Here is a 26,197-nt window from a genome sequence, read left to right as displayed (position 1 = left end):
GGTGATCTGCGTGCGCTGACCCAGACCTGACGGCCCCCAGGGGTCGTCTTCCGAAACGCCGACCGGTGTCCGTGACTCCATCCCCCTCCGGGGTCGCGAACCGGTCGGCGTTGTCCGTTCACCACCGCCCCGCCTGTGGCATGTACCGCCACTGAGCGGGCGCCAGGTGCGCCGACGCGGGCGTGTGATCGTTCATGCCAGGCGTCGGGGGCCGATGTCGAAGCGGGTGGGTTGGGGACCGATGCGGGCCCGGGCGTAGATGATCTCGGCCGAGCCGGGGGAAGCCAGGACGGGGTCGCAGGACAGTTCGCGCATCTGGGGGATGTCGTCGAAGAGGGCCGAAATGCGTTGGGCCAGTTCGATGAGCGCCGCCTTGTCCACGCCCGGGCCGGCCGGGCCGGGCGAGAGCAGTGGTGCGGCGCGAGGTGCGTCGATCAGGGCGGCGGCCTCGTCGGCGGTCAGCGGTAGTGCGCGGTGGGCACGGTCGCCGAGCAGGTCCATGATCATCCCGGACAGGCCGAACTCGATGACCGAGCCGAACGACGGGTCGTCGGTGACGCTCAGCACGCACCCGACGCCCTTGGTCGCCATCTTCTGCACGTGCAACAGGGGGTCGCCGCAGATCGCGACGAGATCGGTGTACGCCTGACGGACCGCGTCGGGCCCCCACAGATCCAGCCGGACCCCGATCAGATCTGGTCTGCGCCGCCACAGCTCACCGGTGGCCTTCGCGGCGACCGGGTAGCCCAGTTCCTCGGCTGCGGCCACCGCCTGCTCCGCGTCACGCACCGCCCGGAAGTCGACGATGTCGATGCCGTAGCACTCGAGCAATCGCACCGCCTCGTCATCGGTGAGCCACCGTCCCGACGACCCGGCCGACCACTGCTCCACCAGCGCCGTCGCCGCGGCGGTATCGATGCCGGGAGGACGAACCACCGGTGAGACGGGCCGATCCCGCCAGCGCGCGTAGCGATCGACCCTGGCCAGCGCACGGGCGGCCCGTTCCGGATCGGGATACGACGGGATGGACCCGCGTCCCGGCGCACCACCGGTCGATCGCACCGCGAGCAGATCGGGAATTCCGGATTCCGCCACGAAGGTGGTGAGCACCGGTTTGTCCCGGTCGGGTGCGGCGGCCGCAGCCGCACGCAACGCATCCGCGAACCCACCCATATGCACCGGCACCGGCGGCGCGACAACCACGATCACCGCATCGACCTCCTCACTGCGCAAAGCCGCCAGCACGGCCTCCCGGTAGTCGGCAGGGGTCGCCTCGGGCCCGAGATCCACCGGCCCGTCAGCCGCCACACCTCCGAGGTCGACTTCTGGACCGCCCGGTCCGCGTTCGGTCGGCCGGGCTCCGGGGCCGCGGTCGACGGCTGTGGGCGGGCGGTGGATACGTAGGCCCTCGCTGGTGGCCGCGTCGATGGCCAGCCAGTTCAGGGCAGCGCTGTTGCCGACCACCGCTACCCGTGGTCCGCGCGGCAACGGCTGACAAGCGAGTAAGGCGGCGCAGTCGAACAGTTCGGAGATGGAGTCCACCTGGATGATCCCGGCCTGGGCGAACAAGTCACGCACCACTGTGCGATCCATGTCGGCACCGGCGGCCAGCCTGCCGCTGCTCACGGCCACGATCGGTTTGCCGCGCGCCACCCGCCGCGCGAGCCGGGAGAACTTGCGCGGATTACCGAAACTCTCCAGGTAGAGCAGGATCACCTCGGTATCGGCGGCGGTGTCCCAGTACTGCAGCAGGTCGTTGCCCGACACATCGGCGCGGTTGCCCGCCGACACGAACGTCGACACCCCGAGATTACGGGTGGCGGCCTCGGCGAGAATGGCGGCGCCGAGCGGGCCGGACTGGCAGAAGAACCCGATCCGCCCACGCTGCGGCAGGACCGGGGCGAGGGTGGCATTGAGCCCTACGGCCGGGTCGGTATTGGCGATGCCGAGCGCGCTCGGTCCGACCACCCGCATCCCGTGCCCCCGGGCGGCGGCGACCAGGTCCTGTTCGGCGGCCAACCCCGCGGGCCCGGTCTCCCCGAAACCGGCGGTGAGCACGATCAAGCCTTTGACGCCCTTGGCCATGCAGTCGTCGAGCACCGATCCGATCGCGGCGGGCGGCACCGCGACGACGGCGAGGTCGACCTCGTCGGGAATCTCGCGGACGGTGGCGTAAGCGCGCACCCCGCGCACCGAGCGGCGGTGCGGATTCACCGGGAACACCGGGCCGGCGAATCCCCCGGCGAGCAGGTTGGCCAGTACGGCACCGCCGACCCGTGTGCTCTCCGGCGACGCGCCGATCACCGCCACCGAACCGGGTGCGAGCAGATTGCCCACGCTGCGCGCCTCCGACGCCGCCTCCCGGGCGTCCCGGACGGTGCGCAGGGCCTCGGTGGGGTCGATCGCGAACTCCAGGTGCACCTCGGAGCCGTCGCGGCTGCGCTGCAACTGGTAGCCGGCGTCACGGAACACCGTGATCATGGCCTCGTTCTCGGCCAGCACCTCGGCGGTGAAGGTCTCCACCTCGTTCTCGGCGGCGGCACCCGCGAGGTGCTCGAGCAGGATCGACCCGAGTCCGCGCCCCTGGTGTTCGTCGGCGACGACGAACGCCACCTCGGCCGCGCGCGGCCCCGGCCGGTCGAGCAGTTCGTAGCGGGCCACCGCGATGATCGCGGTACCGAGCACCGCGACCAACCCCACTCGATCGTGATAGTCGAGATGGGTGGTGCGGTACATGTCCTTAGGCGAGATTCTCGGATAGGGACCGAAATAGCGCAGGTAGCGGGTGCGATCCGAGAGCCGGGCGTGGAAATCCGCGAGCGCGTCGGCATCGGCGGGCACGATCGGGCGGATCCGCACCACCCCGCCGTCGGCCGCCAGTACATCGCCGAACAGCTGCGGCGGCGGCTCGGGCGGGTTCGCGGGCGTATCGGGCGTGTCGGGCAGCAGTGGTTCAGTCACGGGGATCCTCCGGGTCGAGACCGAGCAGCGAGAAACTGGCCCGTCGGGTGGCCGAGATGGCGGTGTCGACCGCGCGCTGGGCTCGGACCTCGTCGGCGTCACCGATCTCGGGGGTGCCGCCCGGCCCGTCCCACGGGCGGTAGGTCGGGTCGCCACCGTCGCTCATCGTCGTCGGCGGGGTGATCCGCGGCGCCGACGCGCGTACCTGCTCGCGCCAGCTCTCGGGAATCGGGGTGTCCGGCGCCAAGGGGCGATCCAGCGCGGCCGCGAGCAGGTGCGTCCACGCCCGTGGCACCACCCGCACCACGCCGTAGCCGCCACCACCGAGCGCGAGCCATCTGCCCTCGGCGTGGCGGTCGGCCAGCTCGCGCATGGCGAGGAAGGCCGCGCGCTGACCGTCGACGGTCAGTTCCAGATCGGCGAGCGGGTCCTCGCGGTGGGTGTCCACCCCGCACTGGCTCACGATGATCTGCGGCCGGAACGCGGCGATCGCACCGGGCACCACCGCGTGAAAACCGCGCAGCCACTGCGCGTCCCGGGTGCCGGGCAGCAACGGCAGGTTGATCGAGGTCCCCTCGGCGCTACCGAGCCCGGTCTCCTCCGGCCACCCGGTATTGGGCCACAGCGTGGCCGGATGCTGGTGCAGCGACACCGTGAGCACCCGTGGATCGGCGTAGAACGCGCGCTGCACACCGTCACCGTGATGAACATCGACATCCACATACGCGATCCGGTCGAATCCGTTGTCCAGCAACCAGGAGATCGCGATCGCGGCGTCGTTGTAGATGCAGAACCCCGCCGCCGAATCCGGCATGGCGTGATGCATGCCCCCGCCGATGCTCACCGCGCGCCGGGTACGCCCGGCCGCGATCTCCCGCGCCGCGGCCAGCGTGCCGCCGACGATCACCGAAGCCGCCTCGTGCATGTGCGGGAAGACCGGATTGTCGGCGGTGCCCAGGCCGTAGAGGGTGTCCTCCGGGGTGGCAGGTCCCGCACCGGCTCGGCGAACCGCCTGGATATAGGCATTGCTGTGCACCCGCATCAACTCGCCCTGAGTAGCCTCGGCAGGCGCGAGTGGTTCGATACCGTCGAGCAGGCCGAGACTTTCGGCCAGCGACATGGTGAACCGCAGGCGCGCCGGTTTCATCGGATGTTCGGGGCTCCAGGTGTAGCCGAGGAATCGCTCGGTCCATACGAGGGTTCCCGGCGCTCGGCTCGGTGGCACAGTGACCATGCTCGCCACGCTAGCCGGAAGCAGCGGGCCCCGTGAGACGTTGACATGCAGTAGAAATAGGGCCGCCGGTCCAGCGCACGGACCGGCGTTCGCCCGTGGGTAGAATCGTGCCGACGAAGGGGTTATCAGGTGAAAGATCTGGTCGACACCACGGAGATGTACCTCCGTACCATCTACGACCTCGAGGAAGAGGGCGTGGTGCCCTTGCGGGCACGAATCGCCGAGCGGCTCGAGCAGAGTGGTCCGACGGTGAGCCAGACTGTCGCGCGGATGGAACGCGACGGCCTGCTGCTCGTCGCGGGTGACCGCCATCTCGAGCTGACCGACAAGGGTCGCTCGATGGCGGTCGCGGTGATGCGCAAGCACCGGCTCGCCGAGCGGTTGCTGGTCGACATCATCGGGCTGGACTGGCAGAACGTGCACGCCGAGGCGTGTCGCTGGGAGCACGTCATGAGCGAGGAGGTGGAGCGGCGCCTGATCGAGGTGCTCAACCACCCGACCACTTCGCCCTACGGCAACCCCATCCCCGGCCTCGACGAACTCGGCCTCGCCGACCCGCCGCCGATGGAGGAGAAGCTCATCCGCCTCTCGGACCTGCCCAACGGCGCGCTGCACGCGGTGGTCGTGCGCAGGCTGGCCGAGCACATCCAGACCGACCCCGAGGTCATCGGCCGGTTGCGGGAGGCCGGTGTCGTTCCCGACGCGCGCGTCACCGTGGAGACCAAGCCGGGTGCGGTGCTGATCACGGTGCCGGGGCACCACGGTTTCGAATTGTCCGAGGAGATGGCGCACGCCGTCCAGGTGAGGCTGGTCTGATTCGTGAAACTTCTGGTCACCGGCGGCGCCGGCTATGTGGGCGGCGTGTGCGCCGCTGTGTTGCTCGAGCAGGGCAACGAGGTGGTCGTCGTCGACGACCTGTCGACCGGTAACGCCGACGGTGTCCCGGCGGGCGCGCGATTCGTCGAAGGCGATATCGCCGAGGCCGCCCCGGCCCTGCTGCGCGCCGAATCCTTCGACGGTGTCCTGCATTTCGCCGCTCAGTCGCTGGTGGGCGAGTCGGTGGAGCAGCCGGCCAAGTACTGGCACGGCAACGTGGCCAAGACGCTGACCCTGCTCGACGCGATGCGCGAGACCGGTACCGGGCGCCTGGTGTTCTCCTCGACGGCGGCGGTCTACGGCGAGCCCGAACAGGTGCCGATCACCGAGGACTCGCCCACCCGCCCGACCAACCCCTACGGCGCGAGCAAACTGGCGATCGACCACGCCATCACCTCCTACGCGGTGGCCTACGGGCTGGCCGCGACGAGCCTGCGTTACTTCAATGTGGCGGGCGCTTACGCCGGGCTCGGCGAAAACCGTGTGGTGGAAACCCATCTGATTCCCCTCGTGCTGCAGGTGGCGCTCGGTCACCGCAAGGCGATCTCGGTGTACGGCACCGATTGGCCCACCCCCGACGGCACCTGTGTGCGCGACTACATCCACATCCGTGATCTGGCCCAGGCGCATCTGCTCGCCCTGTCGTCCTCGCAGCCGGGCAGTCACCGCGTTCTCAACCTCGGTTCCGGCACCGGTTTCTCGGTGCGCGAGGTGATCTCGGCGTGCGAGCGGGTGACCGGTCTGCCCATCGAGGCCATCGACGCGCCTCGCCGCGCGGGCGACCCGGCCGTCCTGATCGCCTCGAGCGAGAAGGCGATCGCCGAGCTGGGCTGGACGCCCGAGCACAACGACATCGACGAGATCGTCACCGACGCCTGGGAATTCCTGCGTTCGCTCGGCGACAAGGCGCACAGCGCCCGCTGACCCGGCCGACCGGTGCGGCCCGCTCACGGCCGCACCGGCCCCAGGTCGACCCCGAGATCGGCGGCGATCCGGCGCCCGCAGTCGGCCAGCGTACGCAACCGTTCGGGCCGAAGACCCGACTGCAGCGACGTTTCCAGCAGTACCGCCATCGGATGGTCACCGTCGGCATCCACGGCGGCGGCCAGCGCGATGCCCGCGAACGGCCCGTCGCCGCGCACGTAGGCACTGAAGCCGAGCAGTGCGGCCGCCTCGGCGCGGTCGCCCGCCGGGGTGGCCCTGGCCAGCTGTGCCCACAACCCTTCCGCCGCTTCGGCATGGTCGGTGACGGCCAGCCCGTAGAGCGCGTCCCGAACCGCCCGATCACGCAAAGTGGCGGCCAGCCTGGCGAATTCGCGATCGGCGCGTGGCAGTCCCGAGGTGGCGTCGGCAATCTGCCAGAGCACCCACTCCAGCGCGCGACGCTGAAACACCGCGCCCTCCCCCACCCGTTCGGCCGTCGCGAGCCCGCCACGGTAGCGGGCGACGGCCGGTCCGAGCTTGCGCCGAACCCGCGCGCACAACTGTTCGTCGGGTTCGACCAGCGCCGTGAGTTCGCCCCGGGAGCGCCGTATCTGCCTGCCGTCGAGCACATGTGACAGCGAGACCATCGAGGAGTCCGGGTCGGCGACCAACCCGCCGCCGGCCCCGAGCAGACTGCGGTATCGCGCGCCCGCGGCGACGGCACGCACCGCCCAGGCCCCACGCACCTCGATCCCCTGCGCACCGATCGCGGCGAGCAGCGCGTGGCCGCGCACGGCGGTGGACGAGAAGGATCGCTGCCGGTCGTCGATGAAGACGGCGAACACCCCACTCGCTCGTTCACGCAGGCAGATCGACCCGAGACACCCGAGGAAATGCTCGTAGTGGTCGGGATCGGTGACGGCGTCGAGGTCGAAGCGCACCACGGCGTCGATCGCGGCGGCGGCGGTGGGGTGCGGGTGCAGGACGGCGACGACGAGGGAGCGTTCGGGTACGAAACCGAGCATCGCCGGGAGCGCGGCGATGAGATCGCCGGGCTCGTCGACGCGGACGGCGGGGGTGGGCAGATCCCGGTAACCGGGGCTTGTCTCGGCACAGGTGAGCGCCCGGGGAAAGGGGCCGGTGCGGTTGGCCCGCCGGGTCGGGTTGGTCGAAGATGTCATGGCTCGAGCGTCCTCGCCCGCCGTCCCGGCACCGCCGGCGCGACCTGGGCTTATCGCCGCCCTGTGCACAGCGGCGAACCTGTGCACAACCACCGCGGGCGCGGGTCCGGGCGTACCGGAGATGTCGGTGCCGCGTGGTAACGGCCGATCAGCGCGTGCGTACGGAGTGCACGGCCGTGGCGAACAGCTCGTCGACGGCGGCTTTGTCCGGTTCGCCCGCGCCGAAGGTCATCGAGGTCACGGTGATCCGGATGTCGCCGACGCGCCCGACCGAGGTGTACATGGTCTGTGTCAGTCCGGCCCCACCGACATCCGGAATCACGCTGCGCCGCAAGGTCATCGCCTCGTCGGCACCGGCCGGTACGTGCGCGGAGACCTCGGTGGTGACGGTCGACCCCGCTCCCGCCCGGCTCACCCGGATCTGTTCGCAGGCCCGTAATCGGTCACGCATCCGCGCGAGCAGTTCGGTGGTCCGCGACAGTTCGACGGTGAGACTGGCCCGGCTCGCCTCGTCGGTCCCCACCGCCACCGCGGGCGGCTCGGCACCGGGCTCGGACTCCGGCGGCGTGCATTCGACCGGGCTCACGGTCGCACCCATCCCGACGCCGTCCAGATCCCCCGCCGCTGCCGAGGCGGCCTGCGGCGTGAGCACGACCGCCGGATAGGCGGACGGGAACTCGTGTGGGTCGGGCAGCAGATCGGCGGGAGCGGCCTCGACATGGTGCATCGAGGTGGCGCTCTCGGCGACCGGGATGCCGCTCACCGCCTCGGCACACCCGGTCAGCGTCCCCGCCATCAGCACGGCACAGGCCGCGACTCGCCGACGACCAGCCGTCGTCGGAACGGCCCTGCTGAGCGAGGTGCGCGCCACGTTCACACCTTTCACTGTGCCCCACCGGACCGAGCGGTCGCCGCGCGCCACGCCGAAGGGAATGCCGGGGCGCGTGCGGCTGTTGGAAGCAGGATGAGCCGTCCTCCGGCCGTGTGCGTCGGTCGTGCTCGCATGGGGGACAATGGACGAGCCTCCCCCGCCGCGAGCGTTGGTGGACCGCGCAGGAAGGAGAAACGCGATGGATGACCAGTCGCATATGTACGAACTGGAGTTCCCGGCACCGCAGTTGTCCGCGGACGACGGCGCCGGTCCCGTGCTGGTGCACGGGCTGGAAGGTTTCACCGACGCCGGCCACGCGGTGCGCCTGGCAACGACGCACCTGCGCGAGAGCCTGGAGTCGGAACTGGTCGCGTCGTTCGACGTGGACGAGCTGCTCGACTACCGGTCGCGCCGTCCCCTGATGACGTTCAAGACCGATCATTTCGCCGATTACGCCGAGCCCGAACTGAACCTGTGGGCGTTGCGCGACACGGCGGGCACCCCGTTCCTGCTGCTGGCCGGTCTCGAACCGGATCTGCGCTGGGAGAAGTTCACCACCGCCGTGCGGCTGCTGGCCGAACAGCTCGGTGTGCGCCGCACGATCGGCCTGTCGGCGATCCCGATGGCGATCCCGCACACCCGCCCGCTCGGTGTCACCGCGCATTCCTCGGACCGGTCGCTGCTCGGAGAGCATCAGCGCTGGCCGGGTGAGCTGCAGGTGCCCGGCAGCGCGTCGTCGCTGCTCGAGTTCCGGATGGCCCAGCACGGCCACGAATCGCTCGGGTTCTCCGTGCACGTGCCGCACTACCTCGCCCAGACCGACTACCCCGAGGCCGCCCAGACCCTGCTCGAGAGCGTCGCCGACAACACCGGTCTCGAGCTGCCGCTCGCCGCACTCGGCGAGGCGGCCGCGCGGGTGCGCGAACAGGTCGCCGAGCACATCGCGGGCAACGAGGAGGTGGAGACGGTCGTCGCGGCGCTGGAACGCCAGTACGACAGCTTCGTCACCGCCCAGGAACGCCAGTCCAGCCTGCTGGCCGGCGACGGCGAACTGCCGAGCGGCGAGGAGCTCGGCGCCGAGTTCGAGCGTTTCCTGGCCGAGCAGGGCGGCTACGACGACACCGGACGGGACTGACGCACGGTCGCACCGCACCCGACCACTAGGGTGGTCGGAGTGGATCTGACCGACCTGCTCGAAATTCCCGGTACCGACGCCGACGCGCTCTACGAGTCGTTCGCGCTGTGGGCCGCCGAGCAGGGCACCACCCTGTATCCGGCGCAGGACGAGGCGCTGATGGAGCTGGCGTCGGGGTCCAATGTCATTCTGGCGACCCCGACCGGTTCCGGTAAGTCCCTGGTCGCGGTCGGCGCGCACCTGTTCGCCATGGCCAACGGGCAGCGCAGCTACTACACCGCACCCATCAAGGCGCTGGTGAGCGAGAAGTTCTTCGCGCTGTGCGAGGTGTTCGGCGCCGAGAACGTCGGCATGGTCACCGGTGACGCGGCCGTGAACGCCGACGCGCCGATCATCTGCGCCACCGCCGAGATCCTGGCGAATCTGGCGCTGCGCGAGGGCGCCGCCGCCGAGGTGGGTCAGGTGGTGATGGACGAGTTCCATTTCTACGCCGATCCGGACCGTGGCTGGGCCTGGCAGGTGCCGATCATCGAACTGCCCCGCGCCCAATTCCTCTTGATGTCGGCCACGTTGGGCGAGGTGGATTTCTTCGCCACCGACCTCGAGCAGCGCACCGGCAGGCCGACCGCCGTGGTGGCGGGCACCGAACGCCCGGTGCCGCTGACGTTCTCGTACGTGCGCACCCCCATCACTGAAACCCTCGAGGAACTGGTCACCACCCACCAGGCCCCGGTGTACGTCGTCCACTTCACCCAGGCCGCCGCCCTGGAACGCGCGCAGGCGCTGACCAGTGTGAACTTCGCCTCCCGCGCCGAGAAGGACGCCATCGCCGCCGCGATCGGCGACTTCCGGTTCGCCTCCGGTTTCGGCAAGACCCTCTCGCGGCTGATCCGCCACGGTATCGGCGTGCACCACGCGGGCATGCTGCCCAAATACCGCAGGCTGGTGGAGAAGCTCGCCCAGGAGGGCTTGCTGAAGGTGGTGTGCGGCACCGACACCCTCGGCGTCGGGATCAACGTGCCGATCCGCACCGTGCTGCTGACCGGACTGACCAAATACGACGGTGTGCGCACCCGCAGGCTCAAGGCCCGCGAGTTCCATCAGATCGCCGGACGTGCCGGACGCGCCGGATTCGACACCATGGGCACCGTTGTCGTCCAAGCCCCCGAGCACGAGGTGGAGAACGCGCGCCTGATCGCCAAGGCGGGCGACGACCCGAAGAAGCAGCGAAAGGTGCAGCGCCGCAAGCCCCCCGAGGGGTTCGTGTCCTGGAGCGAGGAGACGTTCGACCGGTTGGTCGCCGCGCAGCCCGAACCGATGGTGTCGCGTTTCGCGGTGACCAACTCGATGCTGCTCAATGTCATCGCCCGGCCGGGCAACTGCTTCTACGCCATGCGGCACCTGCTCGAGGACAATCACGAACCGCGCCCGGCCCAGCGCAAACACATCCTGCGCGCCATTCGCCTCTACCGTTCGCTGCGCGATGCCGGTGTGGTGCAACAACTCTCCGAGCCGGACGCCAAGGGCCGGATGGCCCGGCTCACCGTCGACCTGCAACGCGACTTCGCGCTCGATCAGCCACTGTCGCCGTTCGCGCTCGCCGCGTTCGAGCTGCTCGACCGCGAAAGCCCCACCTACACACTCGATGTCGTGTCCCTGATCGAGGCGACGCTCGAGGATCCGCGGCAGCTGCTGATGGCCCAGCAGCACAAGGCGCGCGGCGCCGCCGTGGCCGAGATGAAGGCCGACGGCATCGAATACGAGGAGCGCATGGAGCTGCTAGAGGAAGTGACCTGGCCCAAGCCGCTCGCCGACCTGATCGAGCCCGCGTTCGAGACCTACCGGGCCGGGCACCCGTGGGTGTCGGAGTTCGCGCCGTCACCGAAGTCGGTGGTGCGCGACATGATCGAGCGCGCGATGACCTTCGCCGAACTCATCTCTTTCTACGAGCTGACCCGCTCCGAAGGTGTGGTGCTGCGCTACCTGGCCGACGCCTATCGCGCGCTGCGCCGCACCGTGCCCGACGCGGCGCGCACGGAGGAACTCGACGACCTCACCGAATGGCTCGGCGAACTGATCCGCCAGGTCGATTCGAGCCTGCTCGACGAATGGGAACAGCTCACCAACCCCGGCGCCGAGATCGACACCGACCAGGTCGCCTTCGGCGCCGAACAGGTGCGCCCGATCTCGGCCAACGAACGCGCCTTCCGGATCATGGTGCGCAACGCCATGTTCCGCCGGGTGGAGCTGGCCTCGCGGCAGCGTTGGTACGAGCTGGATCAGCTCGGGACGGGCCCCGACTGGGCCGAGGAGTTCGCGCCCTATTTCGAGGAGTACGAGTCCATCGGCACGGGCCCCGACGCGCGCGGCCCGCAGCTGTTCCGGGTGGAGCAGCGGCCCGGTTTCTGGCACGTGCGCCAGGTGATCGACGACCCGGCGGGCGATCACGGGTGGGCGCTGACGGCGATCGTGGATCTCGAGGAGTCCGACGCCGCGGGCGAGGTGGTGTTCGACGAGGTCACGGTAGCGCCGGGCTGAGTCATACCCGATCGATATGACCAATATGACGAATGTTTGACGGATTCGTTGTTGGGTAGGCGCCGCTGATAGTCTCTCCCGGCCGCCGACCGAAAGTTCAACTATGCCCGAATCCCCGTACCTTGTCATCTACCCCGAGCGGGTACGTGCCAACTACCGAACCCTCGCCGCCGCCGTCTCGGCGCAGCGCGAGCAGGGCACCCGGATCAGGTACGCGGTGAAAGCGGCTCCCGTCGACGAGTTGCTGAGCCTGCTCGACGCCGAGGGCGCCGAGTTCGACGTCGCCAGTGTCGGTGAGATCGATCAGTGCGTGCGCCTCGGCATCGCGGCCGACAAGCTCTGCTACGGCAATCCGATCAAGAAGGCCGCCCACATCGCCTACGCCCACGCCGCCGGTGTGCGCCGGTTCGCCTTCGACACCGAGGACGATCTCGAGCGCATCGCCGAGCACGCGCCCGGCGCGGAGGTGGAGTGCCGGTTCCTGTCCTCGGCACCGGAGTCGCGCACCCCGTTCGGCACCAAGTTCGGGTGCGCGCCCGGCGAGGCCCTGCGGTTGCTCGTACGGGCGCGCGATCTGGGTCTGCGTGTCGGTGGCCCGTACTTCCATGTGGGCTCCCAGCAGCTCGATCCGGCCGCCTGGCGGATCGGTATCGAGCAGGCCGGTGAGATCGTGAAGGCCTTGGCGGACAAGGACATTCACGTCGCCGCGGTGAACATCGGCGGCGGCCTGCCCATCTCCTATGCCGAATCGGCGCCCGAACCGGGTGCGATCGCGGCCGCCGCGGCGCAGGCCGCGGCCGAATTCCTGCCCGCGTCGGTCGAGCTGATCGTGGAACCGGGGCGTGCCCTGGTCGGTAACGCGGGCACCATCCACGCCGAGGTCGTCGGCGTGCGTTTCGCGCCGGACGGGCGGCGCTGGGTGTATCTCGACATCGGCCGATACAACGGTATGGCCGAGACGGAGAACGAGTACATCGCCTACCGTTTCGTCACCGATCGCGACGGCGATCCGGTGGGCGAGGCGGTGGTCGCGGGTCCGACCTGCGACGGCGACGATGTACTGTATCAACGCACGAAGGTCCTTCTGCCGACCACGTTGCGAGCCGGTGATCAGATCCAGATTCTCGACACCGGCGCCTATACCGCGAGTTATTCGTCGGTGTCCTTCAATGGTTTTCCGCCCTTGACCGTTCATGTCTCGGGCGCTGAGCGAGAGTGAGTTTGCCCATGACGGCGGAATTCACCGGCTGGCATGTGCTGGCCGAGTTCGGTGGTGTCGACACAGACCTGTGTGACGATCTCGAACGACTCGAATCGGCGTTGCGTGAGTCTCTGATCGCGGCGGGCGTCACCATCTGCGATGTCGTTCACAAAAAGTTCGAACCGCAGGGGGTGACCGTCCTCGCGCTGTTGTCGGAGTCCCACGCCTCGATTCACACCTATCCGGAGTCCGGCGAGATCTTCGTCGACGTCTTCACCTGCGGCAGCATCGGTGCGGGCGCGACGAAGGCCGTGGAACTTCTGCGAGACAAGTTGTCTCCCAAGGAAGTTCGCATGAAGGTCGTCCAGCGCGGCCACGGTGCCGAGAAGATCTACGAACCGGTGGGCGACGGCCTGACCCGGATCTGGGATCTGCACGAGGTGATCGTCGACACCAACACCCCGTACCAGCACATGGTGATCGCGCGGACCGACCAGGGCATCTCCCTGTTCTCCGACGACGACCGCCAGTCCACCGAGTTCTCCCAGGTCACCTACCACGAGGCCATGATGGTCCCGGCGTTCGTGCTGGCGGAGAAGCTGGACCGGGTGCTCATCATCGGTTCCGGTGAGGGTGTGGCCTCGCAGATGTCGGTGGCGGCCGGGGCGACCCACGTCGACCACGTCGACATCGACCAGCGCGAGGTCGAGCTGTGCGCCCGTCACCTGCCTTACGGGTACACCCCGGAGGAACTGGCCGCCGCCGTGCGCGGCGAGGGTCCGGTGCATGTGCACTACGCCGACGGCTGGGATTTCCTGGCCAAGGCGCAGGAGGCGGGCACCCGTTACGACGTGATCGTCATCGACCTGCCCGACGAGCGCGTCGAGGACGCCCAGCACAACCGCCTCTACGAGTCGGAGTTCCTGTCGCGATGTAAGGCACTGCTCGCGCCCGGCGGTGTGCTGTCGGCCCAGGCCGGCTGCGCGACGATGTGGCGCAACGAGACCCTCAAGCGGTCGTGGGGACGGTTCCACGAGCAGTTCGCCACCGTGGTGCCCTACGGCAGCGACGAGCACGAGTGGACCTTCCTGTTCGGCCTGAACGAGAAGATCGAGGACCCGGTGCGCGGCATGACCGATCGCCTGGCCCTGCTCCCCTACAAGGCCGAGACCATCGATGCCCGCGCCCTCGAGCGCGGTGCGATCGAGCCGTACGCCTTGCGTCGCTGAGCTGGGTGCAAGACACCGAAGGCGGTGATCCGGTTCGTCCGGGTCACCGCCTTCGTCGTTGTCCACCGCGGCGAATACCGCGATTCCGGTGCGGGTGGACGCCCGTTGTCGGCACTATGCGAAGAGCGAAGCGCCGAGGGAGAAGCGAGTCCGCCCATGACACCGACACCACTGTCCGCCCACGGTCTGATGCCGGTGGGCAGGCCAGCCGACCACCGGCCCCGGCTGGACCGGTTGTCGGCGGCGGGGCTCGCGACGTTCGGCGCGCGGTTCGCCGAGGCGCCGGAGCCGACGGCCGCGGATTTCGCACGGCTCGACGGTGATGTGTCGATGCGGTCGTTTCCCGGGTCCGGCGAGCGGGTGCTCGCTCCGCTGATGGCCCGGCCGTCGTACTTCTGGGTGGGCAAGTCGTTGCGGCACGTCGGTGACGGGGTCGCCGTGGGACACAATGTCTTTCGCCTGCTCGGTGGGTTGCGGGCCCTGAATTTCGTGGCGACGGTCGGCGATTCCGTGCTCGACGGCCGGTCGGCGGTGCTGTTCGACTACGACGACCCGCGCGTGGGTTCGCGCAGGCCCGCCCGGCGGATCTACGACGAACTGCGCGAGATCGAACCGGATCTGTGGCTCGGCCCCAGTTACTTCTCGACTCGGTCGCGGCGAATCCCGATGGGGTGGTTCGCACTCGACGCCTCGGTGCCGTTCGCCGGTCCGGCCTGACCGGGGAGCCTAGGCGCGGGATCGCGTTCGGCTCGCCCGGTGTCACTCAGCCCCGCGCCGCTCGTTGCGCACGATACTCGGCGACGTTCACCCCGCCCACACCCCAATCCGTCAGCGCCACTTCGTCGATCACGACATAGGTACTGTCGGGTTCCTTGCCGAGCACGTCGAAGAGCAGATCGGTGACGCCCTTGATGAGCTGTGACTTCTGCTCCGGGGTGACGTTTTCGTCGGTGACCTTGATATTCACATACGGCATGTGCGTGTTCCTTTCCTGACGGGTGCAGCGGAAAAAGCCGGGAGCGCGCTGCTGCGTGCGCGAACCCGTTGCCGGAGAGCCGATCCCGTGAGATTCAGGCCGACCGACCGGCCACGAAACCGCCGTCGACCGGCAGGATATGACCGGTGACGAACTCGGCGTCGGCCAGATAGAGCACCGCCGCGGTGGTGTCGGCGACCTCACCGATGCGGTCGAGCAGCGCCAGCGAGGCCGCGGCCCGCTCGTCGCCGTCACCGAAGAGCGGCGTGCGGATGATGCCGGGAGCCACCGCGTTCACCCGGATGCCCGCGGGCGCGAGTTCGGCGGCCAGGCTGGTGGTCAGCGCGTGCACGCCACCCTTGCTGACCAGTGCGGCCGAGGCCGGTAGTCCGGTCATCGCGTGGTCGATGAGCACCGTGCCGATATTGACGATGCTGCCGCCTCCGCCTCGGGCGAGCAGTTGGCGCACAACGGCTTGCGTGGTGAGGTAGGTGCCTTTGAGGTTGCCGTCGAGATAGCGGTCGAGCTCGTCCTCGGTGACGTCGACGAACGGTGTCGCCCCGAAGACGCCCGCGCTGTTGATCAGCGTGTCGACGCGGCCGAAGCGGTCCAGCGCGGTCCGCACATACGCCGCACCCGTTGCGGGCGAACCGATATCGCCGACCACGGTGGCCACCCGGTCCGGGGCGGCCAGGGTGGCGGCGACGTCGGCGAGCTTGGCCGCGTCGCGTCCGCCGAGCACGACCGCGTCCCCGCGGTCGACAAAGGCGCGGGCGACATCGCGCCCGATTCCACTGGATGCGCCGGTGACGATGACCGTCTTGGCTGTCATCTACTGATCCTTTCGATATACGACCGGTCGTCTTGAAATGGGCGACCGGAAGAAACCCTGCGGAGATGGGGTCGACTCAGGAGGTCACGGCCGGAAATAGTCGTCGAGCAGCCGCCGCAGGCACTTCTCGAGCGGTTCGATCGTGCGGTCGATCTTCATCCGGATCACCGCACCCTCCCAGGATTCGAGCAGGAGGTCGGCGAGGTCGACGGCGTCGATATCGGTCCGGACCGTGCCCTCGGCCTGCGCCGTCCGCAATGCGTCGGCCACCCCGTCCCGCCAGGACCCCCACGCGGCCGACAGTGCTGTGCGCAGCACCTCACTGCCTTCCAGCTCGCCGCCGAGATTGCCGATGAGGCAGCCACCGGTGTACTCGGCGGCGACGAAATCGTCGATCAGGGTGGCGAAGAACCGGCGTAGACCGGAGAGGGCATCGGGCGCGCCCGCGAACGCGGTCGCCAGGTTGCGCTGTACGCACAGCGAGTGATGTTCGATCACCGCCCGAGCGAACGTTTCCTTGCTGTCGAAGTAGTTGTAGAACGACCCCTTGGGCACCCCGACCTTGTCGAGCACCTGCTTGATGCCGGTGCCGTGGTAGCCGTGGGACAGCAGATCGGCGGCGCCCTCTTCGATGAGGAGGGCTCGCGTGTCGTCGCTACGCCGTGGTCGTGCCATGCGACGAATATACGACCGGTCGTCTACTAACGCAACCCGGGCGTCCGCCGCGCCCGCGGACGCTCGCCTTCCGCATCGGCACAACCGATCTCAGTCGTCGACCCCACGGGCGGCGAGGGCATCACCCATCGCGTCGGCAGTGCGCAAGGCACGGACCACGACCGGGGTGACGAGGGCGGTGGCGGACCAGGAGACGCCGCGGGCGCGGCGGGCTTCGGCGACGTCGTGGACGATGCTCGCCAGGAGTGGGACGCAGCGGATCGCCAGGGCCAGCAGCAAACCCACTCGTTCGGGATCGACACCGAGACGACGCAGCGGGGCGAGGGCGCGGGTGAGGGCATCGAGCATGGCGGTGACGCGCGTGGTGACAGTGACCAGGGCGGCGAGGGCCACCGAGACGAGCAGGACGCCGCAGACGGCGATCGCGCGGGCTGGGGTGGTGGTGAACAGTTGGAACACGCCGATGATCACCGTCATCCAGAGCACCGGGCGGATCTGGGCCACGGCCACTCGCCAGGAGATGCGCGCCACGGCGAACAACAGAGCGACCGTCACCGCGGCGACCGCCACGGCGAGTGGCGTGCGGGCGAAGATCGTCATCGCGACGATGGCGATAACCAGCAGGAGAAGTTTGAGACCCGCGGGCAGGCGGTGCACCAGCGAGTCACCGGGGCAGTACAGGCCGATCATTCGACCAGGCGCCGATATGCGCCGACGGCGTCGGCCGGGGCACCGTCGAAGGCGACAGCACCGTTGTCCAGCACCACGACTCGATCGAAACCGTCGAGCAGGGCGAGCTGGTGGGTCACCACGATCACCTGCTGGTCGAGGGAATTCAGGGCTTGGGACACGAGGCGCGCGTTGCGCAGGTCGAGCAGGGTGGTCGGTTCGTCGGCGACGATCACCTCGGGCTCGCGGATCAGCGCGGAGCCCAGCGCCAGCAACTGCTTCTGCCCACCGGAGAGCAGGTGCGCGGGATGATCGGCGTGCCCGGCGAGCCCGAACCGGTCGAGCATGCGCCGCACCCGTTCGGAGATCTCGGCTCTGCTCAGCCCGCTGCGCCGCAACGAGAAGGCCAGGTCCTCACCGACCGTCGGCATCACGATCTGGGTGTCGGGATCGGTGAAAACGAACCCGACCTTGCGCCGCACCTGGGCGCCGTTGCGGGCGGCGTCGATCCCGTCGACGGTGACGGTGCCGGTGGCCGGCTTCAACAGGCCGTTGAGCATGCGGGCCAGCGTCGACTTCCCGGAACCGTTGGCGCCGATGAAACCGACCCGGCGTTCGGTGATGGTCAGGTCGATATCGCGCAGCACCACCCGGTCACCGAACCGGTGGCCGACCGAATCGACGACGATCTCACTCATCGGCTCACGCGCGGATCAGCCCCGGATACGCCCGGTGCACACCCTTGGCGACCACCGTCGCGATGACGACCTTGGCCAGGTCACCGGGCAGGAACGCGAAGTTGCTCGAGATCGCGGCCCACAGACCCAGTTCGGTGCGGACCAGCAGGCCCGCGGTGCCGAAGAGGTAGATGACCACGATGCCGCCGAGTGCGTTGATCAGCAGACCGAGCGCGAGCGGGTATTTCGGCAGGATTCGCGCGGTAAGCCAGCCGATCAGCAGGGTCGCCGGGATCCACCCGATCAGGTAGCCAGCGGTCGGCGAGGCCAGCGCGGTCAGGCCGGTGCGTCCGCCCGAGAGCAGCGGCAGACCGATCAAGGTGAGCGCGATGAACACCGCCACCGCCGTGACTCCCTTGCGCGCGCCGAGGACGGCGCCGGTCAGGATCACCCCGAGCGTCTGCAGGGTGATCGGAACGCCGCTGAAGCCGACCGTGATCGCGCCGGGCAATCCGAGGGCGGCGATCAGCGCGGCGAACACCGCGATCTGCGCCAGGTCGCGGGCGGCGAAGCGGCCGGTGCGCGTAAGGGCGTTCTGAGGGTCGGGCACTGTTCGGACTTCCTTTGCACAAGCAATTGAACGACGTTCAAAATAGCAGTCGAGCTGGGCGGCTCAGAAGGGCCGCTTCGAGCGGATCACCGCCGCCAGGTACTCGTAGTCGTCGACCCGGGCCGAGGACGCGCGGTAGGCGAGGCCGATCGTGCGGCCCGGCGCGGGATCGGCGAACCGTGCGGTCTCGAGGGTGCCGCGCGCGGTTTCGGCCGGTACCGCCATCTCGGGGATGAGCGTCACCCCGAGCCCGCCCGCCACGCACTGCACCACGGTGGTCAGCGAGGCGGCCCGGGTGTCACCGACCGAACCCGGATGCACCTCGGCGGTTCGGCACAGTTCGAGGGTCTGATCGCGCAGGCAGTGCCCCTCGTCGAGCAACAACAGGGGCAGGTCGGCGAGGACCGGCGCGGCCAGATCGGTGCGCCCGGCCAGCTCGTGCCCGCGCGGCGTCACGAGCACGAATTCCTCGGAGTAGAGCGGGATTTCGACCAGACCGGGCGCCTCGCTCGGCAGCGCGAGCACGGCCACGTCGAGCACACCGGTGCGCAGGCCGTCGAGCAGGCGGGCGGTCTGGTCCTCCACGACCTGGGGCACCAGGTTGGGCAGTTTGCGGCGCAGCTCGGGCAGCAGACCCGGCAACACATACGGGGCGACGGTAGGGATGATGCCCAACCGCAGCACGCCACCGAGGCTGTCGCCGGTCGCCGAGGCGACGAAACGGTCGGCCGCCTCGAGCGTGGCCATCGCCTGCGGCAGCAGCCGCATCCCGGCGGCGGTGACCAGCACCCGGCGCGTGCTGCGCTCGATCAGCTGCAGGCCGAGGCCGTTTTCCAGTGATGCCAGTGCCTGCGATAACGTGGGTTGGCTCACAGCCAAACGCGCTGCGGCAGTGCCGAAATGCCGGTATTCGGCGACGGCGACGAACGCACGCAGCTGCGAGAGGGTTGGCTGATAAGTCTGATCAGTCACGCCTATCAGTGTAGAACGAGCGATCGGCTTTACCTTTCAGTAGGCTTTGGGCAAGATCTTTGCGGGCTCACACGACGAGCACGACCACACCATCAACGAGGAGATGAGCATGGCTCTGCTGACCATTGGCGACCAGTTCCCGGCATACAACCTCAAGGCCGTCATCGGAGGTGACCTGTCGAAGGTCGACGCGCAGCAGCCCGACGACTACTTCACCCAGATCACCAGCGACGACCACGCGGGCAAGTGGCGGGTCGTGTTCTTCTGGCCCAAGGACTTCACCTTCGTCTGCCCCACCGAGATCGCGGCGTTCGGCAAGCTGAACGACGAGTTCGCCGACCGCGACACCCAGGTCCTCGGCGCCTCGGTGGACAACGAGTTCGTGCACTTCCAGTGGCGTGCGCAGCACGAGGATCTCAAGACCCTCCCCTTCCCGATGCTGTCGGACCTCAAGCGTGAACTGGCCACCGCCACCGGCGTGCTCAACGCCGACGGTGTCGCCGACCGCGCCACCTTCATCGTCGACCCGAACAACGAGATCCAGTTCGTCTCGGTGACCGCCGGTTCCGTCGGCCGCAACGTCGACGAGGTGCTGCGCGTGCTCGACGCCCTGCAGTCCGACGAGCTGTGCGCCTGCAACTGGAAGAAGGGCGACCCGACCATCAACGCGGGCGAGTTGCTCTCCGCCAGCGTCTGATTCACCCTTCTCCACCCGATCCCCCTGACAGGAGCGCCTTTTCCATGAGCATCGAGAACCTGAAGAACTCTCTTCCCGAGTACGCCAAGGACCTCAAGCTCAACTTGTCCTCGCTCTCGCGCACCACCGTGCTGAACGAACAGCAGCTGTGGGGCACTCTGCTCGCCTCCGCGGCCGCCACCCGTTCGGCCACCACGCTGCGCGAGATCGCCGAGGAAGCCGCCGACGTGCTGTCCGCCGAAGCCTACGAGGCCGCGTTGGGTGCCGCGTCGATCATGGGCATGAACAATGTGTTCTACCGGGGCAAGGCGTTCCTGGACGGCAAGTACGACGATCTGCGCGCGGGTCTGCGGATGAACATCATCGGCAACCCAGGCGTGGAGAAGGCCGATTTCGAACTGTGGTCGTTCGCGGTCTCCTCCATCAACGGCTGCGCGCACTGCCTCGATTCGCACGAGAAGACCCTGCGTGAGGCCGGTGTCTCGCGTGAGGTGATCTTCGAGTCGCTGCGTGCGGCGGCGATCGTTGCCGGTGTCGGCCAGGCCGTCGCCGCCACCGAGGCGCTGGCCGCGGCCGCCGTCTGATCCGCTCGTCGAACGACCCCGATCCGCGTGCCGGGTCGGGGTCGTTCGCGTTCGCGCGCCTGACGCGGCGCGAGAACCGCCCGGACGGCGGTGTTGATCTTGCGCGGTAGGCTCGCGAGCATGAACGCACACGATGTGCCGGAAGCCCCTGACATCCAGGTCGAGGTCGTCCGCGTGTTCACCGATCCGACGGGCAGGCTCGGCAATGCGCTCGGCATCGCTCGCGCGGGTGATGTCGTCGCGCTCGACAAACAGGAACTCGCCGCGCGGCTGGGGTTCAGCGAGACCACGGTGGTCGGGGAACCTGTCGACGGTGTCGCCGACGTCCGGATCTACACCCCGGCCGTCGAACTGCCCTTCGCCGGGCACCCCACCGTGGGCACCGGATGGTGGATGGCCGCGCGCGGCACCCCCGTGCACACACTGAACGTGCCGGCCGGCCCGGTTCGGGTGACCGAGACCGACGGGCTCACCTGGATCACCGCCCGCGCCGAATGGGCACCGGACTTCACCTTCCACCAGGCCCGTTCAGTCGACGAACTGGCCATGCTCCGCGCCTCGGACTACACCGAGGGCCAGCACTACGTGTGGACGTGGACCGACGAATCACGCGGTGCCGTGCGCTCCCGGATGTTCGCACCCGCCATGGGCATCGCCGAGGACGAGGCGACCGGCGCGGCCGCCGTCGCCCTCACCGCCAAGCTACGGCGCGGGCTGGTGATCACCCAGGGGCAGGGGTCCCAGCTCTACACCGAGTGGGATTCCGACGGCTGGGTGCGCCTGGGCGGACGGGTCGTCGAAGACCACGTGGTGGTGCTCTGATTCCGGTTCGCCGCTAACTCCCGAAGCGGGGCAACCACGGCGGCCTGCCGGTCCGGGCACCGCGTCTGCCCGGGCTGTCGATCGCGGCCAGGATGCGCTGTTCCAGATTGCGGGGCGGGGGCTGCCGATCGTCGGCGGCCAGTTGGGCCAGCAGCTCGTGCACTCCCCCGACTCTGGCGTCGAACTGGGCGAGGCCGGTCGTGGTCGTGGTGGCCAGCTTGTTCTGGATGTGGTGATGCTCGAGTTCGGCGACGGCGTCGAGGGCGTAGGCGTCGGCGAGGGCGAGGACCGAACCGGGCGGGGTCCAGGGGCGGCGCGCGGCGACGCGGACGAGACGCTGGTGGGCGAGGCGTTCGATGCCCTCGGCCAGCAGACGGGTGACGGCCGGGACGCGCATGCCCAGCTCCCGGGCGATCGAACGGTAGGTGCGGCCACCGTAGTAGGCGAGGACGAAGACTTCGCAGCGGCTGTCGAGCGGATCGAAACCGAGGCGGGCCGAGGCGGCCAGCCAAGGGATGTCGATGCGGTCGTTGCGGTCCAGGCGCAGGCGCTGGATGGCGAGGCGGTGGACCTGGGCCAGGAGTCTGGTGTGCAGAGTCGGCGTGTACCGGGTGCCGGTCGCGTCGGGTGTGTCGAAGTGGGGTGGGTCGGTGACATCGAAGGGCGCACCGTCCGGGTGACCGGCGAAATCGAGACGCCCGGCGAGTGGACCCGCACCGTGCATCGAACCCACGCCGTCGAACATGATCGCGTCACCCGACTGACCTGAGTCATCCAGTCCGCCCGCGTGGTCCCCGCGACCCGTGTGTGCCGTTCGGCCTGTTCGGCTGTGGGGGTCCATCTCACTGTCTCGGCGTGCGAAACCGAGCCGTGGGTCGTGCAGCGCCGCGTAGTCGAGGCGACCGGAGTCGTCGAGGCGACCCCTGTGGTCGTATCCCTCCGAGTGGTCGCCTGCGTGGCCGCGTCGGCCCGAACGAGGCGTCCCGTCCGAGTGCCCGAGAAGATCCGAACGGTCGAACCCGTTCGAATTGCCGAATCCGCCCGAACGGTCAAGGCCTCCCGCATGATCTCGTCCGGTCGAGTGATCCCATCGGCTGGAATCGTCGCGGCGGTCAGCGTTACCCGGACGGTCCTCGTGGTCGAAGCCGCCGGCGCGGTCGGGGTGGCCCCCGAGGTCGGTGCGTGGTCTGTTCGCGACGAATGCCGAACGGCCCCACGGTGTGGCGAGGTCATGGCGCGCAGCACCGGCCGGGGCATGACCGTTGCCCTCGGCAATCCACGGACTCGCGGCGATGCGCTGGAATCCTTCGCGGACAACCTCTTCCGCCGATCCTCGCCTGCGCAGGATCCGCAGGGCGAGTCCGTAGGCGGCGGGGCCCGCCTCGTGGTAGAGCGCACGCACCACCTCGCGGTCGGCGGCGGCCGGCCGGATTTCCGGTGGGGGCGTACCGAATCCCCGACGCCCGGGCGACATGCCTGAAACGCGTTGTCCACTCATAGTCGAATTCCTGTCCGCACAAAGGCGATTCGCAGCCCGGACGGTTGTGGATCGGTATTCACCCGCCGACAGCGGCGATCACCATGAATGCCGTCCCGATATCCATCACCACATGAGGTACCAAGGCCGAGGTCAGGGGGTGTGCGCCTGCCGGATGGGCGAAGCGGTGCCAGCGCGGCCGGTGACCGACGGTACCGAGCGCGACGAGCGCGTCGAGCACGAACAGCGCCGCCAGCACCAGCGCGGGCCCCGGCGGGATCCCGGTGTGACCGGATCCGTGCCCGGCCATGGCGTAGAGCATCACCGCCGCCGCCACCGTGTGATATCCCAGCGCGAGCACCCCGTCGGCCGTCGGCATCGCCCCGTTGCGCCACTGCACGACCCGCTCGGCGAGCAGCAGCACGAAGGCCACCGTGAGCGCGGTCAGCAAACCGCGCATCGCGTGCGGGTCGGTGGCGGCCGGGAACACCAGCATGGCCAGCATCACCAGGCACATCAGCAGGTGCGCACCGTCGGCCGCCGCGTCCGCCGGGACCGCGCGCCTGCTCAACCGCACGACCACGATCCCGGCCGCCAGTACGAACGCCGATACCACGGCCCACCGCAAAACCGCATAGTCCTCCACGAATTCGGCCACGCCCCACCACCTTCGGCTCGCCCCTCGTCCTCATAGTCGCATCGCCCACCCCGGCCGTGTGCCGTTTTCCCGCGTCGTATCCGCCCCGGGCACAATGGACCGATGCACGACACCACCCGGGCGGAGCAGCTCACCCTCGCCGTCGACGACCTCACCGGCGAGCAGATCACCACCCTGCTCACCGAGCACCACACCGAAATGGCGGGCAACTCTCCCGCGTGCAGCATGCACGCCCTCGACCTGACCGGGTTGCGCGATCGGGCGGTCACCGTGTGGAGCGCGTGGTCGGGGCCGGTGCTTGTCGGCTGCGGTGCCCTGAAGGAGCTGGATCCCGAGCACGGCGAGATCAAGTCCATGCGGACCGCCGCCGGATTCACCGGTCGCGGTGTCGCCGCCGCGGTGCTCGCCCACCTGATCGCGGAGGCCGAGCGGCGCGGATACCGGCGCTTGAGCTTGGAGACCGGGACGAGCGAGTTCTTCGCCCCGGCCCGGCGCCTGTATCTGCGGCACGGCTTCGTCGAATGCGAGCCGTTCGCCGACTACACCCTCGATCCGTACAGCCAGTTCTTCACCCTCGAACTGGCCGTCACCGGATCCTGAACACCGGGCCTTTCGGGGTGAAGGGCAGGGACGCGCCCGCGGGGATCAGGAAGGCGTGTTCGCCGCGGATGCGTAACGGGTCGCAGTCGCCGTCGGTGATGACGAGAATCGGGCCGTCGGCCGGAAAGTCCTCGGCGCGTTCGAGGAGCCGGACGGCGGGTTGCAGCACCGTGCCGCCCCGTCCGCGCACGCGCATTCCGGCGGCGATCTCTTCCACCGCGACGTATCCCGCGTCGTAGGGTGCGGCGTCGCAGTAGACGACACGGGCGCGTGGCACATCCCTGGCCAGCGCGTACGAGGCGATGGCGCCGAGACCCTTGCCGAGCAGGGTGACGTTCATCGACAGCGAGGTATCGAGCACCACACCGAAGGTCGGCAGGCGCACGTTCTCCTCCGGCCGCACCCACGCCGGGCGCGGGATGTCGGGGGTGGCCGCCTGTCTGCGGGAGGCGCGGGCGTAGCTGCGGCGTTTGTCGACGGTGGGTATGTGCTCGTCGAACCATTGGGCCAGCCGCGCGTCCCATGGCAGCGGTGGCTGATCGAGGGCGCGAATCGCCTGCTCCAACGCGGCGGGAACATGTCCGCGACCGCTGTTCGTGTGATAAGCCAGTCCGGTGACCAGCGCGTTGCGGTAGTACTCGTCGAGGTCGACGTAGCGGCCCGCGCTGCCGGGATGCGGCAGGGGTTCGCCGAGTACATCGCCGCGTCCGCGACCGCGCAGCGTGGCGAGCTTGCGTATCCGGCGCAGATCGCCGGCGATGCGGTCGTAGATCTCCTCGGCCGAACACCCTTTCAGTTCCGGGTCGTAGAGCAGTCCTTCGGGCATCTGCCCTACGTTCATCTCCACCAGCCAGCCGTTGACGACGTAATCGCAGGCGACATTGAACAGGTAGTGGTCGCGCCAGTCCGCCCGTTCGCCGTGGCGCAGGGCCGCGTGCAGCATCTCGTGCGCGAGCACGAACCGCCATTCCTCCTCACTCAGCCCGGCATAGGGATTCACATAGATCTCGGCGGCGTCGGCGTTCACCGCGGCGATCGAGATATCCGCGGCCCGAACCACTTCCACATCGGCGACCACGGTCATCCCGGCGGCGAGGGCACCGAGCAACGGGAACGACGAGACGAACCAGCCGAGGGCCGCGTCCCACTGTGTACGCGGCCGCTTCCCCTCGGGTGTGTGGTCGCCACCGGCCGTGGCCAGGGCGGCACGGGCGGCGTCGGACACCCCCGCCGCGAACCGGGCAGGCGCGTCGACGCGGGCCGCCGTCTCGGCGTCGGTGAGCAGGAAGTCGGGAGGTCCGGTGCGCGCGAACGCGTCCGGCACCGCGGTGTCGTGCCAGCGCGCCGCGGCGGCGTGCTCGTCGGCCAAGGCGGGCGGCACGGGATCGGGCGGGGTGCCGATTTTCATCGTCGCCAGGTAGGTGTCGACGGCGGCGCAGCACGCGGCGCGGTACACCGGATGCGGTGCGCGTACCCGGGAGGAGAACCACGCGTCGTCGCTGGCCAGCCCGATGATGTTGGTCGGCACGGTATTACGCGGATCGAGGTGCCCGAATCCGGCGTGCAGCAGGCAATGCGCGAAGGTCCACGCCCATTCCTGCGCCGTGGCACGCCGATTCGGGTGGTACTCGAGACGGCCGCCCGCCAGCCGTGCCCACATCTCACGCGGTGCGCGCTTGTCCGACTGGTAGAGCTGACCGGCTAGCGGGCGCAACGCCGGGTGGGCGCGCACGATCGCCCACCCGTCCTGAACAGCCTGGTACCACGGGTCGATCCGGCGCGTCTTGCGTGCACCCAT

General features: G+C 69.2%; 25 protein-coding genes. 11 read left to right on the top strand and 14 right to left on the bottom strand.

Going from position 1 to position 26,197, the window contains the following annotated elements; all coding sequences use genetic code 11:
* Positions 1-192 precede the first annotated feature (192 nt).
* Positions 193-2,961, bottom strand: a complete 2,769-nt coding sequence (locus NI2_RS20060; protein ID WP_067492819.1) for a bifunctional acetate--CoA ligase family protein/GNAT family N-acetyltransferase — start codon at positions 2,959-2,961, stop codon at positions 193-195.
* Positions 2,954-4,195, bottom strand: a complete 1,242-nt coding sequence (locus NI2_RS20055) for an acetoin utilization protein AcuC (RefSeq protein ID WP_067492817.1) — start codon at positions 4,193-4,195, stop codon at positions 2,954-2,956. Before NI2_RS20055 ends, NI2_RS20060 begins: the two co-directional genes overlap by 8 nt.
* Positions 4,196-4,324: 129 nt before the next feature.
* On the opposite strand from NI2_RS20055, the gene NI2_RS20050 reads away from it, so the two are divergent.
* Both NI2_RS20050 and galE read left to right on the top strand, forming a co-directional pair.
* Entirely contained in the window at positions 4,325-5,011 is a 687-nt protein-coding gene (locus NI2_RS20050; protein ID WP_067492815.1) for an iron-dependent transcriptional repressor DtxR, read from the top strand.
* A 3-nt stretch (positions 5,012-5,014) separates the two neighbouring features.
* Positions 5,015-5,995: a UDP-glucose 4-epimerase GalE gene (gene galE / locus NI2_RS20045; RefSeq protein WP_067492813.1), complete on the top strand. Its 981-nt coding sequence runs from the start codon at positions 5,015-5,017 to the stop codon at positions 5,993-5,995.
* Positions 5,996-6,018: 23 nt separating this feature from the next.
* Here the strand turns inward: galE and NI2_RS20040 are convergent, their stop codons facing one another.
* A complete protein-coding gene (locus NI2_RS20040) occupies positions 6,019-7,176 on the bottom strand; it encodes a DUF4192 domain-containing protein (RefSeq protein WP_084476552.1) in 1,158 nt (385 codons plus the stop codon).
* A gap of 148 nt (positions 7,177-7,324) precedes the next feature.
* The gene (locus NI2_RS20035) at positions 7,325-8,047 is read right to left on the bottom strand and encodes a sensor domain-containing protein (RefSeq protein ID WP_133733782.1); all 723 of its coding nucleotides are present in this window, start codon (positions 8,045-8,047) and stop codon (positions 7,325-7,327) included.
* A 199-nt stretch (positions 8,048-8,246) separates the two neighbouring features.
* Here NI2_RS20035 and NI2_RS20030 point away from each other — a divergent pair, with 199 nt between their 5' ends.
* The 5 genes from NI2_RS20030 (at position 8,247) to NI2_RS20010 (ending at position 14,867) form a co-directional block, all read left to right on the top strand.
* A complete protein-coding gene (locus tag NI2_RS20030) occupies positions 8,247-9,182 on the top strand; it encodes a PAC2 family protein (protein ID WP_067492811.1) in 936 nt (311 codons plus the stop codon).
* A 39-nt stretch (positions 9,183-9,221) separates the two neighbouring features.
* Complete coding sequence (locus NI2_RS20025; protein ID WP_067492809.1) at positions 9,222-11,720, top strand: DEAD/DEAH box helicase; 2,499 nt, start codon at positions 9,222-9,224, stop codon at positions 11,718-11,720.
* Positions 11,721-11,823: 103 nt separating this feature from the next.
* Positions 11,824-12,939: a type III PLP-dependent enzyme gene (locus NI2_RS20020; protein WP_067492807.1), complete on the top strand. Its 1,116-nt coding sequence runs from the start codon at positions 11,824-11,826 to the stop codon at positions 12,937-12,939.
* A gap of 8 nt (positions 12,940-12,947) precedes the next feature.
* Entirely contained in the window at positions 12,948-14,150 is a 1,203-nt protein-coding gene (gene speD, locus NI2_RS20015; RefSeq protein ID WP_067493011.1) for an adenosylmethionine decarboxylase, read from the top strand.
* 156 nt (positions 14,151-14,306) lie between these two features.
* Complete coding sequence (locus tag NI2_RS20010) at positions 14,307-14,867, top strand: hypothetical protein (protein WP_133733783.1); 561 nt, start codon at positions 14,307-14,309, stop codon at positions 14,865-14,867.
* 46 nt (positions 14,868-14,913) lie between these two features.
* Here the strand turns inward: NI2_RS20010 and NI2_RS20005 are convergent, their stop codons facing one another.
* From NI2_RS20005 to NI2_RS19975, 7 genes are all read right to left on the bottom strand, one after another.
* Positions 14,914-15,126: a tautomerase family protein gene (locus NI2_RS20005; RefSeq protein ID WP_067492803.1), complete on the bottom strand. Its 213-nt coding sequence runs from the start codon at positions 15,124-15,126 to the stop codon at positions 14,914-14,916.
* 94 nt (positions 15,127-15,220) lie between these two features.
* Complete coding sequence (locus NI2_RS20000) at positions 15,221-15,958, bottom strand: SDR family NAD(P)-dependent oxidoreductase (protein WP_067492801.1); 738 nt, start codon at positions 15,956-15,958, stop codon at positions 15,221-15,223.
* Between the two features lie 84 nt (positions 15,959-16,042).
* Entirely contained in the window at positions 16,043-16,633 is a 591-nt protein-coding gene (locus NI2_RS19995) for a TetR/AcrR family transcriptional regulator (RefSeq protein WP_067492799.1), read from the bottom strand.
* A gap of 90 nt (positions 16,634-16,723) precedes the next feature.
* Positions 16,724-17,323 carry an energy-coupling factor transporter transmembrane component T family protein gene (locus tag NI2_RS19990; RefSeq protein WP_067492797.1) on the bottom strand — a complete coding sequence of 200 codons (600 nt, stop codon included), beginning with the start codon at positions 17,321-17,323 and terminating at the stop codon, positions 16,724-16,726.
* Positions 17,320-18,000, bottom strand: a complete 681-nt coding sequence (locus NI2_RS19985; RefSeq protein ID WP_067492795.1) for an energy-coupling factor ABC transporter ATP-binding protein — start codon at positions 17,998-18,000, stop codon at positions 17,320-17,322. The genes NI2_RS19990 and NI2_RS19985 overlap by 4 nt, the downstream gene beginning before the upstream one ends.
* Before the next feature lie 4 nt (positions 18,001-18,004).
* A complete protein-coding gene (locus NI2_RS19980; RefSeq protein ID WP_174552222.1) occupies positions 18,005-18,589 on the bottom strand; it encodes a biotin transporter BioY in 585 nt (194 codons plus the stop codon).
* Between the two features lie 63 nt (positions 18,590-18,652).
* A complete protein-coding gene (locus NI2_RS19975; RefSeq protein ID WP_067492793.1) occupies positions 18,653-19,561 on the bottom strand; it encodes a hydrogen peroxide-inducible genes activator in 909 nt (302 codons plus the stop codon).
* Between the two features lie 109 nt (positions 19,562-19,670).
* On the opposite strand from NI2_RS19975, the gene NI2_RS19970 reads away from it, so the two are divergent.
* From NI2_RS19970 to NI2_RS19960, 3 genes are all read left to right on the top strand, one after another.
* Positions 19,671-20,258, top strand: a complete 588-nt coding sequence (locus NI2_RS19970; protein WP_067493007.1) for a peroxiredoxin — start codon at positions 19,671-19,673, stop codon at positions 20,256-20,258.
* 44 nt (positions 20,259-20,302) lie between these two features.
* Positions 20,303-20,842 carry an alkylhydroperoxidase, AhpD family gene (ahpD, locus tag NI2_RS19965; RefSeq protein ID WP_067492791.1) on the top strand — a complete coding sequence of 180 codons (540 nt, stop codon included), beginning with the start codon at positions 20,303-20,305 and terminating at the stop codon, positions 20,840-20,842.
* Positions 20,843-20,962: 120 nt separating this feature from the next.
* Positions 20,963-21,664, top strand: a complete 702-nt coding sequence (locus NI2_RS19960) for a PhzF family phenazine biosynthesis protein (protein WP_067492789.1) — start codon at positions 20,963-20,965, stop codon at positions 21,662-21,664.
* A 13-nt stretch (positions 21,665-21,677) separates the two neighbouring features.
* Here the strand turns inward: NI2_RS19960 and NI2_RS19955 are convergent, their stop codons facing one another.
* Positions 21,678-23,162, bottom strand: a complete 1,485-nt coding sequence (locus NI2_RS19955) for an RskA family anti-sigma factor (protein ID WP_133733784.1) — start codon at positions 23,160-23,162, stop codon at positions 21,678-21,680.
* Between the two features lie 58 nt (positions 23,163-23,220).
* Complete coding sequence (locus NI2_RS19950; RefSeq protein ID WP_067492785.1) at positions 23,221-23,799, bottom strand: DUF5134 domain-containing protein; 579 nt, start codon at positions 23,797-23,799, stop codon at positions 23,221-23,223.
* Between the two features lie 102 nt (positions 23,800-23,901).
* On the opposite strand from NI2_RS19950, the gene NI2_RS19945 reads away from it, so the two are divergent.
* Positions 23,902-24,399, top strand: a complete 498-nt coding sequence (locus NI2_RS19945; protein WP_067492783.1) for a GNAT family N-acetyltransferase — start codon at positions 23,902-23,904, stop codon at positions 24,397-24,399.
* Here NI2_RS19945 and NI2_RS19940 read toward each other — a convergent pair.
* Complete coding sequence (locus NI2_RS19940) at positions 24,386-26,197, bottom strand: vWA domain-containing protein (protein ID WP_067492781.1); 1,812 nt, start codon at positions 26,195-26,197, stop codon at positions 24,386-24,388. The genes NI2_RS19945 and NI2_RS19940 overlap by 14 nt on opposite strands.

This window comes from Nocardia ignorata NBRC 108230 (genome assembly GCF_001612905.1).
Lineage (GTDB): Bacteria > Actinomycetota > Actinomycetes > Mycobacteriales > Mycobacteriaceae > Nocardia > Nocardia ignorata.
This window is presented reverse-complemented; position numbering and strand designations above follow the sequence as displayed.

Bases quoted from the DNA above. Each gene is read 5' to 3' on its own strand.
- NI2_RS19955 (WP_133733784.1), bottom strand. From the start codon at position 23,162: ATGAGTGGACAACGCGTTTCAGGCATGTCGCCCGGGCGTCGGGGATTC.
- NI2_RS20010 (WP_133733783.1), top strand. From the start codon at position 14,307: ATGACACCGACACCACTGTCCGCCCACGGTCTGATGCCGGTGGGCAGG.
- NI2_RS19990 (WP_067492797.1), bottom strand. From the start codon at position 17,323: ATGATCGGCCTGTACTGCCCCGGTGACTCGCTGGTGCACCGCCTGCCC.
- speD (WP_067493011.1), top strand. From the start codon at position 12,948: ATGACGGCGGAATTCACCGGCTGGCATGTGCTGGCCGAGTTCGGTGGT.
- NI2_RS20030 (WP_067492811.1), top strand. From the start codon at position 8,247: ATGGATGACCAGTCGCATATGTACGAACTGGAGTTCCCGGCACCGCAG.
- NI2_RS19995 (WP_067492799.1), bottom strand. From the start codon at position 16,633: ATGGCACGACCACGGCGTAGCGACGACACGCGAGCCCTCCTCATCGAA.
- NI2_RS20000 (WP_067492801.1), bottom strand. From the start codon at position 15,958: ATGACAGCCAAGACGGTCATCGTCACCGGCGCATCCAGTGGAATCGGG.
- NI2_RS19945 (WP_067492783.1), top strand. From the start codon at position 23,902: ATGCACGACACCACCCGGGCGGAGCAGCTCACCCTCGCCGTCGACGAC.
- NI2_RS20055 (WP_067492817.1), bottom strand. From the start codon at position 4,195: ATGGTCACTGTGCCACCGAGCCGAGCGCCGGGAACCCTCGTATGGACC.
- NI2_RS19960 (WP_067492789.1), top strand. From the start codon at position 20,963: ATGAACGCACACGATGTGCCGGAAGCCCCTGACATCCAGGTCGAGGTC.
- NI2_RS19985 (WP_067492795.1), bottom strand. From the start codon at position 18,000: ATGAGTGAGATCGTCGTCGATTCGGTCGGCCACCGGTTCGGTGACCGG.
- NI2_RS20020 (WP_067492807.1), top strand. From the start codon at position 11,824: ATGCCCGAATCCCCGTACCTTGTCATCTACCCCGAGCGGGTACGTGCC.
- NI2_RS19970 (WP_067493007.1), top strand. From the start codon at position 19,671: ATGGCTCTGCTGACCATTGGCGACCAGTTCCCGGCATACAACCTCAAG.
- NI2_RS20040 (WP_084476552.1), bottom strand. From the start codon at position 7,176: ATGACATCTTCGACCAACCCGACCCGGCGGGCCAACCGCACCGGCCCC.
- NI2_RS19940 (WP_067492781.1), bottom strand. From the start codon at position 26,197: ATGGGTGCACGCAAGACGCGCCGGATCGACCCGTGGTACCAGGCTGTT.
- NI2_RS20005 (WP_067492803.1), bottom strand. From the start codon at position 15,126: ATGCCGTATGTGAATATCAAGGTCACCGACGAAAACGTCACCCCGGAG.
- ahpD (WP_067492791.1), top strand. From the start codon at position 20,303: ATGAGCATCGAGAACCTGAAGAACTCTCTTCCCGAGTACGCCAAGGAC.